Below are 15,701 nucleotides of genomic sequence, written 5' to 3'. Positions count from 1 at the left end.
CTCTCCTAGTGGTGGAACAGGCGGACGCCATTGAAGGCCATCGCCATGCCGTATTTGTTGCAGGTGTCAATCACGTTGTCGTCGCGCACTGACCCGCCGGGCTCCACGACGTAGGAAACTCCGCTGCGGTGGGCTCGCTCGATGCTGTCACCGAAGGGGAAGAATGCGTCGCTGCCTAGCGAAACCCCGGTGATTCCAGCCAGGTACTCGCGTTTCTCCGCCCGCGTGAAGGGCTGCGGGCGCGTAGTGAGGAACCTCTGCCAGTTTCCGTCATCAAGCACGTCTCCGCTGTCTTCGTCGGACAGGTAGAGGTCGATCGTGTTGTCGCGGTCTGCGCGCCCAATGTCAGGGCGGAAAGGGAGGTCGAGGACGCGTGGGCTCTGGCGCAAGTGCCACAGATCAGCCTTCTGGGCGGCGAGTCGCGTGCAGTGGATCCGTGACTGCTGCCCGGCACCCACCCCGATGGCCTGGCCATCTACGGCGAAGCACACCGAGTTGGACTGGGTGTACTTGAGGGTAATCAAGGCGACAAGCAGGTCGCGCTGCGCGTTTGTGGGAATCACCTTGTTCTCGGTAACCACGTTGTCCAGGAGGGTCTTGTCAATGACGACGTTGTTGCGGCCCTGAAGGAAGGTGATACCGAAAACCTCTTTGCGTTCGTCCTCTTTCGGGACATAGTTGGGGTCGAGGGCGACCACGGCGTAGGTGCCCCTGCGCTTGGCTTTGAGAATCTCCAGTGCTTCCGGCGTGTAGCCGGGTGCGATCACCCCGTCGGAAACTTCCCGCTTGATGATCTGCGCCGTGGTGGCATCGCAAGTGTCCGACAGGGCAATAAAGTCCCCGAATGAGCACATCCGGTCAGCCCCGCGGGCGCGCGCATAGGCCAACGCCAGCGGTGAGTCGTCCAGACCTTCAATGTCATCCACGAAACAAGCCTTCTTGAGGGCTTCACTCATGGGAAGGCCGAGGGCGGCAGACGTGGGGCTGACGTGCTTGAACGAGGCCGCTGCCGGGCGTCCGGTGGCCTCACGCAACTCCTTCACCAACTGTGCGCTATTGAGGGCATCGAGGAAGTTGATGTACCCGGGGCGCCCATTGAGCACCTGCAGAGGAAGATCACTGCCATCAGCCATGTAGATCTCGGCCGGCTTCTGGTTGGGATTACAACCATATTTCAGTTCAAGGCGGTTCACTGTGCGGTCTCCTCACCGTTCTGGTTGATTAAGTAGTCGCATTCTGGGCCGCCCGTCAGGCTCACCGAACGAACGTAGAGCGCGACGCGGTTGTCAGGGTCAAGCGCCTCCCACATCATTTGGGTGAACGCCTCAACGTCGTCTGCAATTGCGACGCGGCGAGGTTCACCAGTGAAGGAAGGGAGCGGGTCTCCATCACTGTTGTAGGTGTGTAGGAAGTGTCCAACGCCGGCCAGGGGCGGGTAGTTGAAGTAGAAGCGCGAGCACGCTGAGCCTTCGGCGTCTGCGCTCTTGAGAATGGAGAGTTGGTACCGGCCATCAGGAAGTAGAAGCCCGGAGATTCTGGGTGTCAGGTTGGGGGCGTCCGGCTCAAACTCGCGGGTCTCAAGCGCGTCCTCGAAAGAGCGCCCCGCAACAAGTGCATCGCGCACAGTGTCGGTTTGGTCGCCGTTGGTGACGATCAGGGTACCGTCAACGGTCCGCAGAGGGTTGTAGATGATGAGCGAGGGATCTTCAACCTTGCTGGGGTCGTAGGCTCTGGTGCGGATTCCGTCCTCGGTCCGTTCGAAGACGCGGTTCCTGCTGTTGGGGGATCGCCCCATGATGAAGTAGGCCACCACCATCCGCGTGCCGTCCGGGGTTTGTCCGAGGACGATTCCGCGGCCCGGGTAGGGGTTTGCGGAGAGTAGTGTCTCGGGATTTGCTACTTCATAGACACTCAACGGTCGCTCCTTTGTTCAGGCTCTGAGAGATCATTTCGCACGCTCTTGGAAGTAGCACCCATTCGGCTTCTTCCATGACGCGGCGTTGCAGGGTTTCCGGTGTGTCGTCGGGGTGGACTGGGACCGCCTTCTGAGCGATGATCTCCCCGCCGTCCGGAACCTCGTTCACGAAGTGAACCGTCGCCCCCGTTACTTTGACGCCATAGTCGAGGGCGGCCTGGTGAACACGCAGACCGTAGAAGCCCTTACCGCAGAATGCCGGGATGAGTGAGGGGTGAACGTTGATAATCCGCCGGTCAAAGTCCGCTGTGAAGGCAGCGCTGAGGATGCGCATGAACCCCGCGAGGACGACGAGGTCGATGTCGCGTGCTTCCAGTAGGTCACGGAGCTGGGCTTCGAAGTCCTCGGTTAGCACTGCCGTCTCCACGCCCATGGAGCGTGCGCGTTCGAGGGCGTAAGCACCCGGTTGGTCAGAGACAACCAGGACGACCTCCCCGCTCCTCAAGGCTCCCGCCACTTGGGCGTCCAGAAGGGCCTGGAGGTTCGTGCCCCCACCGGAAACCAGGACAGCAATCCGGGCTTTCACCAGAGAATCACGCCTTCTGGGCCGCGCACCACTTCACCGAGCCTGCAGGGCGACTCACCGGCTTCACGCAAAGTCTGCAGTGCCAGATCAGCGTCGGCCTGCGCCACAACCACGGCCATGCCGATCCCCATGTTGAAGGTGTTGAACATGTCGCGTCGCGGCACTGCGCCCTCGGACTGGATGAGTTCAAAAATGGGCAAGACCGGCACGTCTGCTTCCTTGATCTTCGCAGTCATTCCGGGAGGAAGTGCGCGGGGAAGATTTTCGTAGAAGCCACCCCCGGTTATGTGGGAAGCAGACTTGATTTGCACCGCTTCCATTAGGGCCAGCATCGGTTTGACGTAGATGCGTGTGGGGGTAAGCAGCGTTTCACCGAGGCTCGCGCCTCCCAGTTCCTCAACGGGAGCGCTTAGGTCTTGGTTCTCCACATCGAAGACTTTCCGCACCAGGGAGAACCCATTGGAGTGCAAGCCAGTGGAGGGAAGCCCAATGATGACATCGCCCTCGACAATGGTCTTCTTGTCAAAGATCTTTGGCTTGTCCACGATGCCCACGGCAAACCCGGCCATGTCATATTCTTCGGCCTCGTAGAAGCCTGGCATCTCAGCCGTCTCACCGCCGATGATGGCGCAGCCAGCCTGCACGCAGCCTTCGGCGACACCCGAAACGATCTCCGCCACCCGCTCTGGGACATTCTTGCCAACGGCCAGGTAATCGAGGAAAAACAGCGGCTTTGCGCCGCAGCAGACGATGTCGTTGACGCACATGGCAACACAGTCAATGCCGACAGTGTTGTGACGGTCGGTAAGGAAGGCCAGTTTCAATTTGGTGCCAACCCCGTCGGTACCGCTGACTAGGACGGGCTGCGTCATGCCTGTGACGTCAAGTTCGAACAGCCCTCCGAAGTCACCCAGGTCAGACATAGCCCCTGGAATCAGGGTCCTGGCAACGTGGGTTTTCATCAACTCCACCGCCTTGTATCCGGCGGTGATATCAACTCCGGCCTCGGCGTAACTCCGGGACGCTGATTCGCTCACTGTCCTAGCCTTTCCCGCTCCAACAATAGGTGCAGATTTTTGAGGGTTCGAGGCCGATCGCCGCGATTATTCCCTCCAGTGACTGGTATTCCAGGGATGTAAAATGCAACTCTTCGCAGATGCGCTCGCGGAGCGCACGCCCTCGCTCTGTGTTCCCGTCCGCGTACTCATCCAGGTGCGCAAGCCCCTCGTCGCCTTCCAGCTCCTCAATGGTGCGGCGTGCAATCAACTCCATTTCCGATGTGGAACGGGTGAAGTTGAGGTACTTGCACGCGTACATGATCGGGGGACATGCAGAACGGACGTGCACCTCCTTGGCGCCGTTGTCGTAGAGGAACTCCACGGTCTCTCGAAGTTGCGTGCCGCGGACGATGCTGTCGTCGACAAAAAGCAGCCTCTTGCCATCGATCAGTTCGTGAACCGGGATCATTTTCATCTTCGCAACCCGGTTACGTTCCTTCTGGTTCGCGGGCATGAAGCTGCGCGGCCAGGTCGGCGTGTACTTGATGAAGGGGCGGGCAAAGGGAATGTGGCTCTCGTTGGCATAGCCAATGGCGTGGGGCGTGCCTGAATCTGGCACACCGCTGACGTAGTCTATGTCGATCGAGTTGCCCTTGTCTGCCTGTGCGAGGAGGGCGCCATTACGGTTGCGCATGACCTCGACATTGACACCCTCGTAGTTCGAGGTCGGATACCCGTAGTAAGCCCAGAGAAACCCGCAGATCTGCATCTCTTCGCCGGGAGGGACGACCATCTCATACCCGGTGGCCTTCACTGCCACAACTTCGCCCGGACCCAGTTCGTGAACATCTGAGTAGCCGAGTTTTTGGTACGAGAACGATTCGAAGGCGAGGGCGAATCCGTCCTCGCCCTTCCCCAGGTGGATGGGTAGTCTGCCCAAACGATCCCGGCAGGCATAGATGGTGTCTTCCGTCATCACCAGGATGGATGCTGTGCCTTCAACGACCTCTTGAACATGCTTGAGGCCCTCTTCGAAACTGTCCTTCTGATTGATGAGGGCGGCTATGAGTTCAATGGCGTTGACCCTGCCCCCGGTGAGGGCCTCGAAGTGGAACCCGCCGGGGGCAAGCAGCTCATCTATCAGGGCGTCGGCATTGTTGATAACGCCAACGAACGCAATGGCGAACGTCCCCAGTACCGAGCGCACCAGGAGTGGCTGAGGGTCAGAGTCACTAATGCTTCCGATGCAGATATTGCCCTGCATCTCTTCCGTGATGCCTTCGAACTTGGTGCGGAAGGGGGAATTCTCAATATTATGAATGTCCCTCTGGAAGCCGCGTGTGCCACCGTAGGCGGCCATACCACCCCGCCTAGTGCCCAGGTGAGAGTGGTAGTCCGTCCCAAAAAACACGTCGAAGACACAGTCCCGCGTGGAAACTGCGCCGAAGAAGCCGCCCAAGGTCTTAGTTCAGTCCTCAAAGAAGATTCGGGACAGTTCCATGGGCTCGACGTACTCCCCGTCGCGGTATGCCCTCATGTTTCCCGAGGCGATTTCGTCGATGAGGATCACGTCGCCGTCTTCGTCGTACCCGAACTCAAACTTGATGTCGTAGAGGACCAGGCCCTTCTTGAGGAGCTCGCTTGCAACAATCGCGTTGATCTTCTGGGTCATTTCCTTGAGGTCGTCGTACTGCTCACCACTCATGATCCCCAGGTCGACGAGGGCGTCTTTCGTGATGAGGGGATCTCCGCGCTCATCATCCTTGAGAGTCGTCTCAACGTAAGAGGGGAGGGGCGCGCCCTCGACCACATAGTCGCCGTAGCGGCGGAAGAAACTTCCGACGGCGCGGTCGCGACAAATCACTTCCAGACCCTTGCCGAACACCTTGGCGGGAAGTACCTCCATGGTGACCTCTTCGGGGTCAGCACTCACGAAGTGCGTCTTGATGCCAGCCTCATTGATCTTCTCGAAGAAGTGGGTGGACATGGCGAGGTTGACCTGGCCGACTCCTTCGATGCTGAGACCCACCGTGTTTGCGCCGGGATCAAACACCCCGTCAACTCCGGTGACGTCGTCTTTGAACTTGAGAAGGTAGTTGCCGTTCTCTAGCGCGTAGACATCTTTCGTCTTACCTGTGTAAACCTTGTTCATACTGTACAACTCCCGAAAGGTTGGGTGTGGAACTGACTAGGTAGTAGGTGTGAATCTCTTCGTGAGGGCGGCGTCTTTCGCCAAGATCTTGGTGCGCTCAGCCGACCTGGAGTCCTCAAGCTTTTGTGCCAATTCTGCGTCTTCGACTGCCAGGATCTGCATGGCGAGCAGCGCTGCATTAGCTGCTCCGTCGATCGCGACGGTTGCGACAGGCATGCCCGGGGGCATCTGCACGGTTGAAAGTAGGGCGTCCAAGCCGTCAAGTGCGGACGCTTTGATTGGAATGCCAATAACGGGCAATGTCGTGTTTGCGGCGACTGAGCCAGCAAGGTGTGCGGCTTTCCCGGCGGCTGCAATGATCACTCCGAAACCATTGGCGCGAGCGTTTGCAGAGAAATCGCGAGCTTGCTCAGGGGTTCTGTGTGCGGAGTAGACGTGTGCTTCAAATGGTACGGAGAACTCTTTGAGCTTCTCCAGTGCTTTCTCGACTACGGGTAGATCGCTGTCGCTACCCATGATCACGGCAACCTTTTTCATCTGCTTCGTACTCCTGTTTGCTGCAGGGGGTCCTAAAAAGCTCTGATGTCTGATTTATACAACAAGTTGGAGGGGTGGAGCTGCCGGGCCCTAACATTCGGACCCGGCACCAACTGCCTACTCCTGCTCTACTGGGCCCCCGTAGAGAGCATCGATATCCGCACTATGACGCTTCAGGACCTCTCCGCGCTTCATCTTCATGGAAGGGGTCATCAATCCATTTGCTTCCGTGAAGTCTGTGCTGAGAATCTCGAACTTCCTGATCGATTCGGCGCGAGAGACGCCCTCGTTCGCCCGGTCGATTGCCGCAGAAAGTGACGCGCGGATCTCCGGGTGACGAACCGCCTGGCTGACAGTCATTGGGTCGAGGCCCTTGTTCTTCAGCCAGATTGGCATCATCTCATCGTCCAGTGTTATTAGGGCGCCGATAAACGGACGCTTGTCACCAACGACAATCACCTGGCTGATGAGGGGATGGCCGCGCAGGGAGTCTTCCAAGGTAGAGGGAATGACATTTTTGCCACCGGCGGTAACGATGACTTCCTTCATGCGGCCGGTGATGGAAACATAGCCATCACGATCGATCCACCCCAGGTCACCGGTGCGGAACCATCCGTCCTCGTCAAACGTGGCAGCCGTGAGGTCAGGCCGATTGTGGTAGCCCTGGAAGACTGCTGGACCCTTGACCAGCACCTCTCCCTCATCGGAAATCTTGGTACGCATGGGGGGCAGCGTGGGGCCAACCGTCCCAATCTTGGTGAGGTGAGGTGTGTTGACGGACAGGGGGCCGGTAGTCTCGGTGAGGCCGTAGCCCTCCTGGATCGGCAGACCCGCGCCGCGGAAGAAGTGCGCCAGACGCTCCGACAGGGGCGCACCACCGGAAATAATGATGCCCACGTTGCCGCCGACCATGCTGGTCAACTTCGAATAGACGAGGGCGTCCCCGGCCTTGCGTTGCATGCGCAGCTGCCGCGACGGACCCTCCGGGGTGTCGAGTGCTTTGGAGTACTCGACCGCTACGTTTGCAGCCCAACGGAAGATCGTCTTCTTGGCACCTGTGCCCGCTTTCGCGTCGGCGGAGTTGTAGATCTTCTCCAGAACTCGGGGGACCACCAGGAGGAACGTGGGGCGGAAACTTGCCAGGTCCGGAAGGAGGGTCTTGATGTCCGAGGTGTGGCCAATGACGCCCTCGCCTGTGACAACGAAAACCTGCAGGAAGCGTGCGAGGATGTGCGCAAGTGGCAGGAAGAGCAACATGCGCGAGCGGGGGAAGTCTGCGACCTCGGGCATCCACAGGTGTGAGTTCTTGTTGAGGTCGGTGAAGTTGCCATGGGAAATAACGGCACCCTTGGGGGTTCCTGTGGTTCCGGACGTGTAGACAATGGTTGCCACTGAGTCCAACGTGAGCTGGTTGGTGCGCGCCGTGACCTCGGCTGCAGGAACTGAGACGCCAGCCGCCTCCAGCTCACCCATGGCCCCCTGATCCAGGGAGAGTATGGTGACTTCTGCGTTTACGTCCTCGGCTGCTGCGGCAACCAGGTTCGCCATCACCACCGATTCCGTGACAGCAAACTTTACCTTCGCATCACTGATAATGTGCTCGATCTGCGCCTTTGAAGAGGTCTCATAAATGGGGATTGGCACTAGGCCGGCAGCCCAGGCAGCGAAGTCAAGAACCATCCACTCGTAGCGGGTTCGCGACATGATTGCGACCGGGTCACCAAACTCCAGGCCCATCCCAATGAGGCCCTGGGCAATCTTGTTGACGTACTCCCAGAACTGCCCGGCAGTAACCGTCCGCCACGTCCCGGTGATTGGCTCTTTAACTTCGGCCAGGGGGCGGCGCGGGCCCTTCTGCACGCGTTGGAGCAGTGCGTGGGGCAGTGTGTCTTGGTCGTCGACGCGGGCGAGCACAGGCGCAGTCCACTCCAGAGCCTCGGTGCTGACAAGGCCCTCAGCGTCGATTTTCTCAACTAGGACGGCGTCACCAAGCGGACTGGCCTCCGCGCCGACGTCCTCTTGTGGATCTACGTTCGGTTGTGGATCGCTCACATTTGCTCCTCTTGTAGGTGGGCGGTGCGTGCTCAGCCCCTGTTGCGCTTCGGTGGTGTTCCCAGTTCAAAGTCGGTGACGGCAAACTCTGTGGTGTCTTCAGTCCCGACGAGGGCGAAGACACCCTCGGACTTCGTAGCAGCCTTGAGGTCTTCCTGTACCGAGTCCAGCAAGCCAATCTTCGTGGTGGGTCCGGAGAGGGTGACACTCAGGTAGGGCGTGCGAGGGGAGACCTTTGCTTCAGACTTGACTCGTCGCAACTGAATCAAGGCGGCTGAAGTGGCTTCTAAGACGGCTGGGTCACCGCCCGTGCGGTAGTCCTCTGCAACTGGCCAAGAGGCGACGTGCACGGAACCGTTACGGTACCAGGACCAGGCTTCCTCGGCGGAGAAGGGGAGGAATGGGGCAAGGAGGCGAACAAAGGCGTCGACGCCCAGGGCGAGGGTCGCCCGAGCAGAGGCTGACTCTTCGGTGCTCCACTGCCCAGCCGTGTTGTAAGCACGTTCCTTGACCAACTCGATGTAGTCATCGCAGAAAGCCCAGAAGAAGGTCTCTGTGACTTCGAGGGCATGGGTGTGATCGTAGTTGTGGAACGAGGTCGTTGCCGAGTCGACGACCTCGGCCAGAGTCGCCAAGACTGAGGCGTCCACGGGGACCGTGACACGGGCCGGATCCAGGTCAAGCGAGCCATCGGTCGCGGCCATTGACAGCGCAAACTTGGAGGCATTCAAGAGCTTGATGGCCAGGCGGCGGCCGATCTTCAACTGCCCCTCATCAAAGGTGGCATCCGTGCCAAGACGCGCCGAATCAGCCCAGTAGCGAACCGCATCCGAACCATACTTCTCAAGCAGGGCCATCGGTGTCACCACATTGCCCTTTGATTTGGACATCTTCTTGCGGTCCGCGTCCAGGATCCACCCGGAAATGGCCGCGTTGGACCAGGGGAGGCAGTCGAACTGCAGGTTGGAACGCAGGATCGTTGAGAACAGCCAGGTGCGCAGAATATCTTGGCCCTGGGCACGCATATCCATGGGGAAGACACGTGAGTAGAGGTCTGCATCACGTAGCCAACCCGTGGGAATCTGCGGCGTCAGGGAAGAGGTGGCCCAGGTGTCCATGATGTCGATCTCAGGCTGGAAACCCCCTGCAACACCGCGCTGGTCAGAGGTGTAACCAGGAGGGACGTCGACGGTGGGATCAATGGGGAGCTGCTCAAAGTCGGGGGCGAGGACGTTGTCGTAATCGACCTCGCCCGAATCGTCAATGCCATACCAGACCGGGAGTGGAACGCCGAAGAAGCGCTGACGGGAAATCAGCCAGTCGGTGTTGAGGCCGTTGACCCAGTTCTCATAGCGCACCCGCATAAAGTCGGGGTGGAAGTTCAGTTCGCGACCGCGTTGCAGCAGCTCTTCGCGCAGGTCAACCGTTGCGCCACTGCGCGTGTATTCGCGGCCACCATTACGCACGTACCACTGGCGGGAAGTGACGATCTCTAGCGGCTTGTCGCCCTTCTCAAAGAAGTTCGCCATACGGTTGGTGGGCGTCGGCTCTCCGACGACGTCACCGGATTCGACCAGGGCCTCGACAATCTCCTTGCGGGCAGAGAAGGTCGTCTTACCAGCGGTGGCCTCAAATAGTGCCTCGCCCTCGGGCGCGGTAATCCACGCCGGGACTTCCCGGGTGATGCGGCCATCCTTGTCGAGGATGGCGCGTAGAGGCAGACGCAACTCACGCCACCACTGCACGTCGGTAATGTCGCCGAACGTACAACACATCGCGATGCCCGCGCCCTTGTCCTTCTCAGCAAGGGGATGGGCGAGGACGGGAAGGCGAACCCCGAATCCCGGGGACGTGACGTAGGCGCCGAAAAGGTCCTGGTAGCGCTCATCATCAGGGTGGGCAATCAGGGCGACGCAGGCTCCCAGAAGTTCGGGCCGGGTCGTTTCAATCTCGACATTGCGACCCGCTGCGTCTTCGCCAACTTCTGCGGCGTCGCCGTGGAAAACCAACTTGTAGTAGTGGCCCGGATACTCACGCGCCTCGACCTCGGCCTGAGCGACCGCTGTTTGCAGGGTGACATCCCAAAGTCCGGGGGCTTCAGCGCGGTACGCTTCGCCGCGAGCGAGGTTCTGGAGGAAAGCAGCCTGGGTGACCAGGCGGGCGTCGGCGCCGATGGTCTGGTAGGTCATTCCCCAGTCAACAGAAAGGCCCAGGTAGCGCCATAGTGACTCAAACTGAGCTTCATCCTCTTGGGACAAGCGCTCGCAAAGTTCAATGAAGTTCTGGCGGGAAATGGGCTGCTGATCCGCAGCCTTGATCGACTTGCCCTCCCCGCCCTCGTACGGAGGTTGGTAATCCGCCACGTACGGCAGGGTTGGATCGCAGCGCACCCCGTAGTAGTTCTGGACGCGACGCTCAGTTGGGAGGCCGTTGTCATCCCAGCCCATCGGATAGAAGACCTTCTTACCCATCATGCGCTGGAACCGCGCCATGGTGTCGGTGTGGGTGTATGAGAAGGCATGACCGATGTGGAGAGAGCCCGACACTGTGGGGGGAGGCGTGTCGATAGAGAACACTTCCTCGCGCGTTGCATCACGGTCGAACTTGTAAACCTGCTGGTCCTCCCAAGTTTGCAGCCACTTGTTTTCCAGGCCCTCGGTAACAACCCGGTCCGGCACCTCGGGAGCGGATAGTGAGAGGGGGAGGGACTGATCGGGTCGGGACATGAGGTTTACTCCAAAAAGTGTGTCGTTGTTGCCGGGGTCAAAATTACTTGGGATTGTCCCGTGGTCCAAACGGTTGGGTCGGACCTCTCGTTATGGGTGGCCCAGTTCCTTGTCTCTAGCGACGACCGCGTCCACGGCGTCGACGAGGGCCGGGCCCAGTCCGGCGGCCTGCGCAGCCAAAAGACCAGCGATGGTGGTACCACCCGGGGAGCAGACGCGGTCGACCAACTGGGCGGGGTGTCCGCCTTCTTCCAGGGTGTGAGCCAGCATGGCCGCGGAACCCAGCATTGTGCTGCAGGCAGCCTTTGTGGCCTGTTCTTTGGTGAGGCCGTGCTTGACACCGGCATGTGCGAGGTCGTCGACAATCTGGAAGAACCAGGCGGGCGACGATCCGGCCATGGCTGTGAAGACGCCGAAGAGGTACTCATCAATTTGCATGGTGGTGCCGACACTCTCAAAGAGGGTGACGACTGCTGCGACCTGCTCATCGGTGGCGTCCACACTGCCGCATACGGCAGTCGTGGCGTGGCCGACAATGGCGTTGACGTTGGGCATGACGCGCACGACAGGGACGTCGCTTTGACCCAACCCCGAAAGATCCTTCCCGATGTCGGCCAGTGTGCGGCCGGCGGCAATGGAAACAAGGATCTGGCCGTCAAGCTTGGGGAGAGAGTTTATTACGCGCGACTGGACCTGGGGCTTGACCGCAAGAACGACCATATTGGCTCCGGCGACGGCATCCGCTGCACTTGCGGCAGAGCGGCCACCAACTGCTTGGGCTGCAGATTGTGCTGCGGCCTGGTTTGGATCAAAGAAGGTGAACTCCCAGCTGCCCGGCTGGTGGGTTGCTGCGCCCTCGGCGATTGCGTGCCCCATGACACCGGCCCCGATAAAGGCTACTTTCATGTGATTCCTCCTTGGTCCCCTTGATTCTAGATCCACAGCGCAGGGAATCCGGCGCAATCCCCAGGCGCGGACATTAGCGATGGACACGGAATCTGCTGCGGGGAACGATTTGAGTCACTCACTTGCGACAGTGAGCACTGCCAGCGGAGGGCGCTGCGCGGAGACGGCACATTCGGACAGGAGCAAAGAGGTGGGTGGGAAGCACAGCAGCTACGCGGCGGACGGGCGTCTGCGCTATCGCATGACTCCGGTGGTGGCAGTGGGGCTCGCCCTCGTCGTTGTCCTCCTGGCAACGCTCGGTCTCTGGCGGGGAGTGGCGGGTGATGCTCAAAGCATGGGCCCGGGGTTGCCCGTGCAGTCGGGCGGCGCTGTCCAAGACATGGGATACGGCCTCGCTGAAGCAAGTCGGGGGGAAGGTGACGGGTTGATCGTGCATGTTGTGGGGGCCGTGAAAGAGCCTGGAATCGTCGAACTGCCCGCGGGTGCGCGCGTAGTCGATGCCATTGATGCGGCTGGCGGGGTTGGTCCGGATGCGGATACGGGTGTTCTGAACCTGGCGGCCTTCGTTAGCGATGGGACACAAATTACGGTGCCAAAAGTCGGTGAAGTTCTTCCCAGTGGTGAGGTTGCGAATGCGGTTGCCGGGGGCGGATGCGTTGATCTGAACACCGCATCCGAGGAGGAGCTGCAGACATTGGACGGGGTGGGCCCCAAGATCGCGGCTAGGATCGTCGCCTGGCGCGATGGGGCCGGTCCGATTCAAACAGCAGCGCAGTTGACCGGTGTCCCGGGGATTGGAAGTACCCTTGCTGAGCGAATCAGTGCCGGAACCTGCCAGTGAGGCCGTTCCCCGCGGTGTTGATCTGCGGCTCGGGACGCTCGCTTGCGGGACTTGGGTCGGGGCTCTTCTGGGGGTGTTGGAGCAATCCTGGGTGGTGATCGTGGTGGTTGTAATCGGAGTTCTTACTGCCCTCTTTTCGCTACGTGACATCGGCTTGATGCTGAGCATTGCAGTGGGTCTACTTGGTTGTTTGGTCGCGTGCTTCGTTGGTGCACACGTTCGGGGCGACTGGGAGCAGGTGGCGACCGCGTTGGAGCGCAGCGATTCGGAAGTCAGCGTTGTTGCGCGGGTGATCAGCGACCCGACGGTGGCGTCCGAAAACTGGGGCGAACCTGGCTGGCGATTTGCCGTGGAGGCCGAATCACGGGTGCGACTCTATGTCAGCGTCGCTAGTGGAGACCTGGGCGGAGCGCGGCTGGTTAGAGGCACGGTCTTGCGACTGCACGGAACACTTGAGACGGAAGGGAGTCCTGGCCCGCCCGCACTGGGATACCTACGAGCTTCAGGGGTGCAAGAGATTGAGTCGGCTCCACGGTGGCAACGATTCGTTGCGAACCTGAAGTCCACCCTGTCCCAGATCAGTGAGGCTAAGGCCGGGTCTGCCGGACCGTTGATCGGGGGGATGTCAATCGGTGATGACCGGGGACTGAGTAAGGAGACGAAGGAGGCGATGCTGACCACCTCACTCACCCACCTCACGGCGGTTTCAGGCTCCCACATAGCGATCTCGCTCTCTGTAATTTCTGTGCTGCTACCGGGGCGGCGCCGGATCAAAGCGGTGGCAACCTGGTGTTTTTTGGCGACGATGGTGGTGGTGGTTGGTCCACAACCCGCGGTACTGCGCGCGGTTGGTATGGGGGCGCTGGCTGCGTGGGGTTTGATACTGGGAAGGGGCGGTCAACCGCTTGGGCTCTTGTTTGCGGTCACCGCGGGGACCTTGCTTATCGACCCGTGGAGCGCAGTTTCTCTAGGTTTTGCACTGTCAACACTGGCGACGGCCGGAATTCTCACGGCGGGGCGCGGCTTGACCGGGTGGTTGAAGCAGACCGTGGACGACTGGTCGGGAGGCATCAAACCAATCGCCCAGGCTGTAGGCGAGGCCGTGGTGATCGCAGTGGTCGCCCAGGCGGTTACGCTGCCGATCCTTGCGCTGGTTAACCCGTGGCTCCCGACTTGGGGGGTGGTCGCGAATCTCCTCGTCGCTCCTATTGTCACCCCGTTGACACTACTGGGCTTAACTGCGGCCGCAACCTGCCTGTGGTGGCCTGCGGCGGCGAATGTCTGCGCATATTTGGCGGCACCTTTGGCCCGCTATATGGAAGCCACTGCCCTCCGCGTGGCCGGGTGGCCGCTGGCGCGGCTGGCTTGGCCAAGCGGCATTGCGGGGCTGCTAGCCGCCGCGGCCGTCATAGTTGCGATCGTACTGGTGGGATGGGCTGGCGCGAGGACGCTCGGACGAGCACGGGGGTCCGGTTAGGCCGGAGCGCGCGGCCCGGTTGGGCATTAGCCACCCCAAGGCGGGAGGATCATTGTCGCCCACGCAATGATGGGCACGGCGACGATCAAGACCCAACACCAAATGAAGAGCTTCCTGTAGACGTAGTTGCTCTGGTACGAGGCATTAGCAACCGCTAACGCCCCATTTGTGGAGAAGGGTGAGACGTCTACGGCCGATGATGCCACCGCAAGCGCCCCGATCAACATTGTGGCGCTCAGTGCTGCGGGGCTTCCATCAGACATGACCAGGAACGGGACCGAAAGGGGGATCAGTGCGCCAAGAATGCCGGTAGTGGAGGCGAAGGCAGAGACTAATGCTCCGACGAAGAGGATGATGATGGCTGCCATCTTGGGGTTGCCAAGGCTCGCGGCTCCGTCGCCTATCCACGCGATGATGCCCTGCCGCTCAAGCATGGACACATAAGTGACGATGCCGCCTACTAGCAGAATGGTTTGCCAGGCGATCTGTCTGATGGCCCCCTTTGCTGAGTTAGGGAAGAGCAGGGTAAGTACTGCCCCGACTGTGAGGGCCGTGAGGCCAACGTCCAGGCCGAAAACAAGGACCAGGAGGGCCATGATGGCGATACCTGCAAGGGTTGCCGCGCGCTGGATTCCGAACTGGTGACGGGGACGCCTCGCAAGGATGCCGTGGCCATTCTCTTCACTCTCACTCTGAGCGGTTCCAGGGTTAGAAGGGGCGGGCCTGCGGTACATCAGCCATGTGATGACTGTGATGACCAGGCTGACCATGAAGACGACTGCCCAAGTCACGGACGGGTTGTAGAGGTCTCTCAGTTGCTGGCCGGACCGCTGCACGACGGAGTTGACGATAACACCGTAGACACCCATCGGAGAGAAGGACCCCGCTGTTGCGCCTTGAATAATGGCCTGCGTCATGGGAAGGGGATTGAGTCGATTACGCCGTGAGAAGCTCAGGGCGATTGGCATAAGAATTGCGGCAGCCGCCGGTGTTGCCGCGCCGATGGCTGTCAGGACAGCAGTTACGACGAACATGATGAGGGGGAACACGGATGCGCGGCCACCAACTATCCGCAATCCCCAGTTGACCAGCCAGCCCACGGTGCCATTGTTTGTGGCTATTGCGAAAAGGTACGTCACACCCATGAGTGTGAAGAAAAGACTGAGTGGGAAACCCTGCTGAATCTCTTGAACGGACTCTCCGAAAACCAGGGGTCCAACGATCGTTGCTGCGACGATCGCCGCAATACCCATCTGCAGCTTGCTGACCGTTCCGATCACGAACACAAGGGCTAGGACAAGCAGCGCAATGACAGCCGTTGTTGTATCTATCTCAGGCATTTAGACCAGTCCACAACATTTATAAACAATACGCGCACCCACAGCTTCGTCGTGTGGGTTTGTGTCGGAACCTGCCGCTAGGGTTGCTTTCAAGGGTTCCCACCAAGACGGGTGGGAAGCCTGTGGGACTAGTAGTGAAGGGTGGTTGGAAATTGAATTCCCAGCAAAGAG

13 protein-coding genes are annotated in these 15,701 nt (G+C 60.1%); 2 read left to right on the top strand and 11 right to left on the bottom strand.

What is annotated here, in order from left to right:
• Positions 1 to 5 precede the first annotated feature (5 nt).
• From H2O65_RS07310 to proC, 10 genes are all read right to left on the bottom strand, one after another.
• Entirely contained in the window at positions 6 to 1,193 is a 1,188-nt protein-coding gene (locus tag H2O65_RS07310) for a phosphoribosylaminoimidazolecarboxamide formyltransferase (RefSeq protein ID WP_182141088.1), read from the bottom strand.
• Positions 1,190 to 1,915 carry an IMP cyclohydrolase gene (locus H2O65_RS07305; protein WP_182141087.1) on the bottom strand — a complete coding sequence of 242 codons (726 nt, stop codon included), beginning with the start codon at positions 1,913 to 1,915 and terminating at the stop codon, positions 1,190 to 1,192. Before H2O65_RS07305 ends, H2O65_RS07310 begins: the two co-directional genes overlap by 4 nt.
• A complete protein-coding gene (gene purN, locus H2O65_RS07300; RefSeq protein WP_182141086.1) occupies positions 1,902 to 2,501 on the bottom strand; it encodes a phosphoribosylglycinamide formyltransferase in 600 nt (199 codons plus the stop codon). Before purN ends, H2O65_RS07305 begins: the two co-directional genes overlap by 14 nt.
• On the bottom strand, positions 2,498 to 3,538 hold the full coding sequence (gene purM, locus H2O65_RS07295) for a phosphoribosylformylglycinamidine cyclo-ligase (protein WP_182141085.1): 1,041 nt from the start codon (positions 3,536 to 3,538) through the stop codon (positions 2,498 to 2,500). The genes purN and purM overlap by 4 nt, the downstream gene beginning before the upstream one ends.
• A 4-nt stretch (positions 3,539 to 3,542) precedes the next feature.
• Complete coding sequence (locus H2O65_RS07290; RefSeq protein WP_259349488.1) at positions 3,543 to 4,859, bottom strand: amidophosphoribosyltransferase; 1,317 nt, start codon at positions 4,857 to 4,859, stop codon at positions 3,543 to 3,545.
• Between the two features lie 108 nt (positions 4,860 to 4,967).
• On the bottom strand, positions 4,968 to 5,651 hold the full coding sequence (locus H2O65_RS07285; RefSeq protein WP_182141083.1) for a phosphoribosylaminoimidazolesuccinocarboxamide synthase: 684 nt from the start codon (positions 5,649 to 5,651) through the stop codon (positions 4,968 to 4,970).
• A gap of 36 nt (positions 5,652 to 5,687) precedes the next feature.
• Positions 5,688 to 6,188: a 5-(carboxyamino)imidazole ribonucleotide mutase gene (purE, locus tag H2O65_RS07280; RefSeq protein ID WP_182141082.1), complete on the bottom strand. Its 501-nt coding sequence runs from the start codon at positions 6,186 to 6,188 to the stop codon at positions 5,688 to 5,690.
• 117 nt (positions 6,189 to 6,305) lie between these two features.
• Entirely contained in the window at positions 6,306 to 8,153 is a 1,848-nt protein-coding gene (locus tag H2O65_RS07275) for a long-chain fatty acid--CoA ligase (protein WP_182142724.1), read from the bottom strand.
• 119 nt (positions 8,154 to 8,272) lie between these two features.
• Entirely contained in the window at positions 8,273 to 10,966 is a 2,694-nt protein-coding gene (gene valS / locus H2O65_RS07270; protein WP_182141081.1) for a valine--tRNA ligase, read from the bottom strand.
• A 90-nt stretch (positions 10,967 to 11,056) separates the two neighbouring features.
• Positions 11,057 to 11,872, bottom strand: coding sequence for a pyrroline-5-carboxylate reductase (proC, locus tag H2O65_RS07265; protein WP_182141080.1), 816 nt, complete (start codon positions 11,870 to 11,872; stop codon positions 11,057 to 11,059).
• Positions 11,873 to 11,951: 79 nt separating this feature from the next.
• On the opposite strand from proC, the gene H2O65_RS07260 reads away from it, so the two are divergent.
• Together H2O65_RS07260 and H2O65_RS07255 are read left to right on the top strand one after the other, a co-directional pair.
• On the top strand, positions 11,952 to 12,713 hold the full coding sequence (locus H2O65_RS07260) for a ComEA family DNA-binding protein (protein ID WP_182141079.1): 762 nt from the start codon (positions 11,952 to 11,954) through the stop codon (positions 12,711 to 12,713).
• On the top strand, positions 12,679 to 14,190 hold the full coding sequence (locus H2O65_RS07255; RefSeq protein WP_182141078.1) for a ComEC/Rec2 family competence protein: 1,512 nt from the start codon (positions 12,679 to 12,681) through the stop codon (positions 14,188 to 14,190). The genes H2O65_RS07260 and H2O65_RS07255 overlap by 35 nt, the downstream gene beginning before the upstream one ends.
• 26 nt (positions 14,191 to 14,216) lie before the next feature.
• Here H2O65_RS07255 and H2O65_RS07250 read toward each other — a convergent pair whose 3' ends face one another.
• A complete protein-coding gene (locus H2O65_RS07250; protein WP_182141077.1) occupies positions 14,217 to 15,530 on the bottom strand; it encodes an SLC13 family permease in 1,314 nt (437 codons plus the stop codon).
• Positions 15,531 to 15,701: the final 171 nt, after the last annotated feature.

The sequence above is a fragment of the Schaalia sp. JY-X169 genome (assembly GCF_014069575.1).
Classification (GTDB): domain Bacteria; phylum Actinomycetota; class Actinomycetes; order Actinomycetales; family Actinomycetaceae; genus Scrofimicrobium.
The sequence above is the reverse complement of the archived record's forward strand: the minus strand, read 5'-3'. Positions and strand labels throughout refer to the sequence as shown.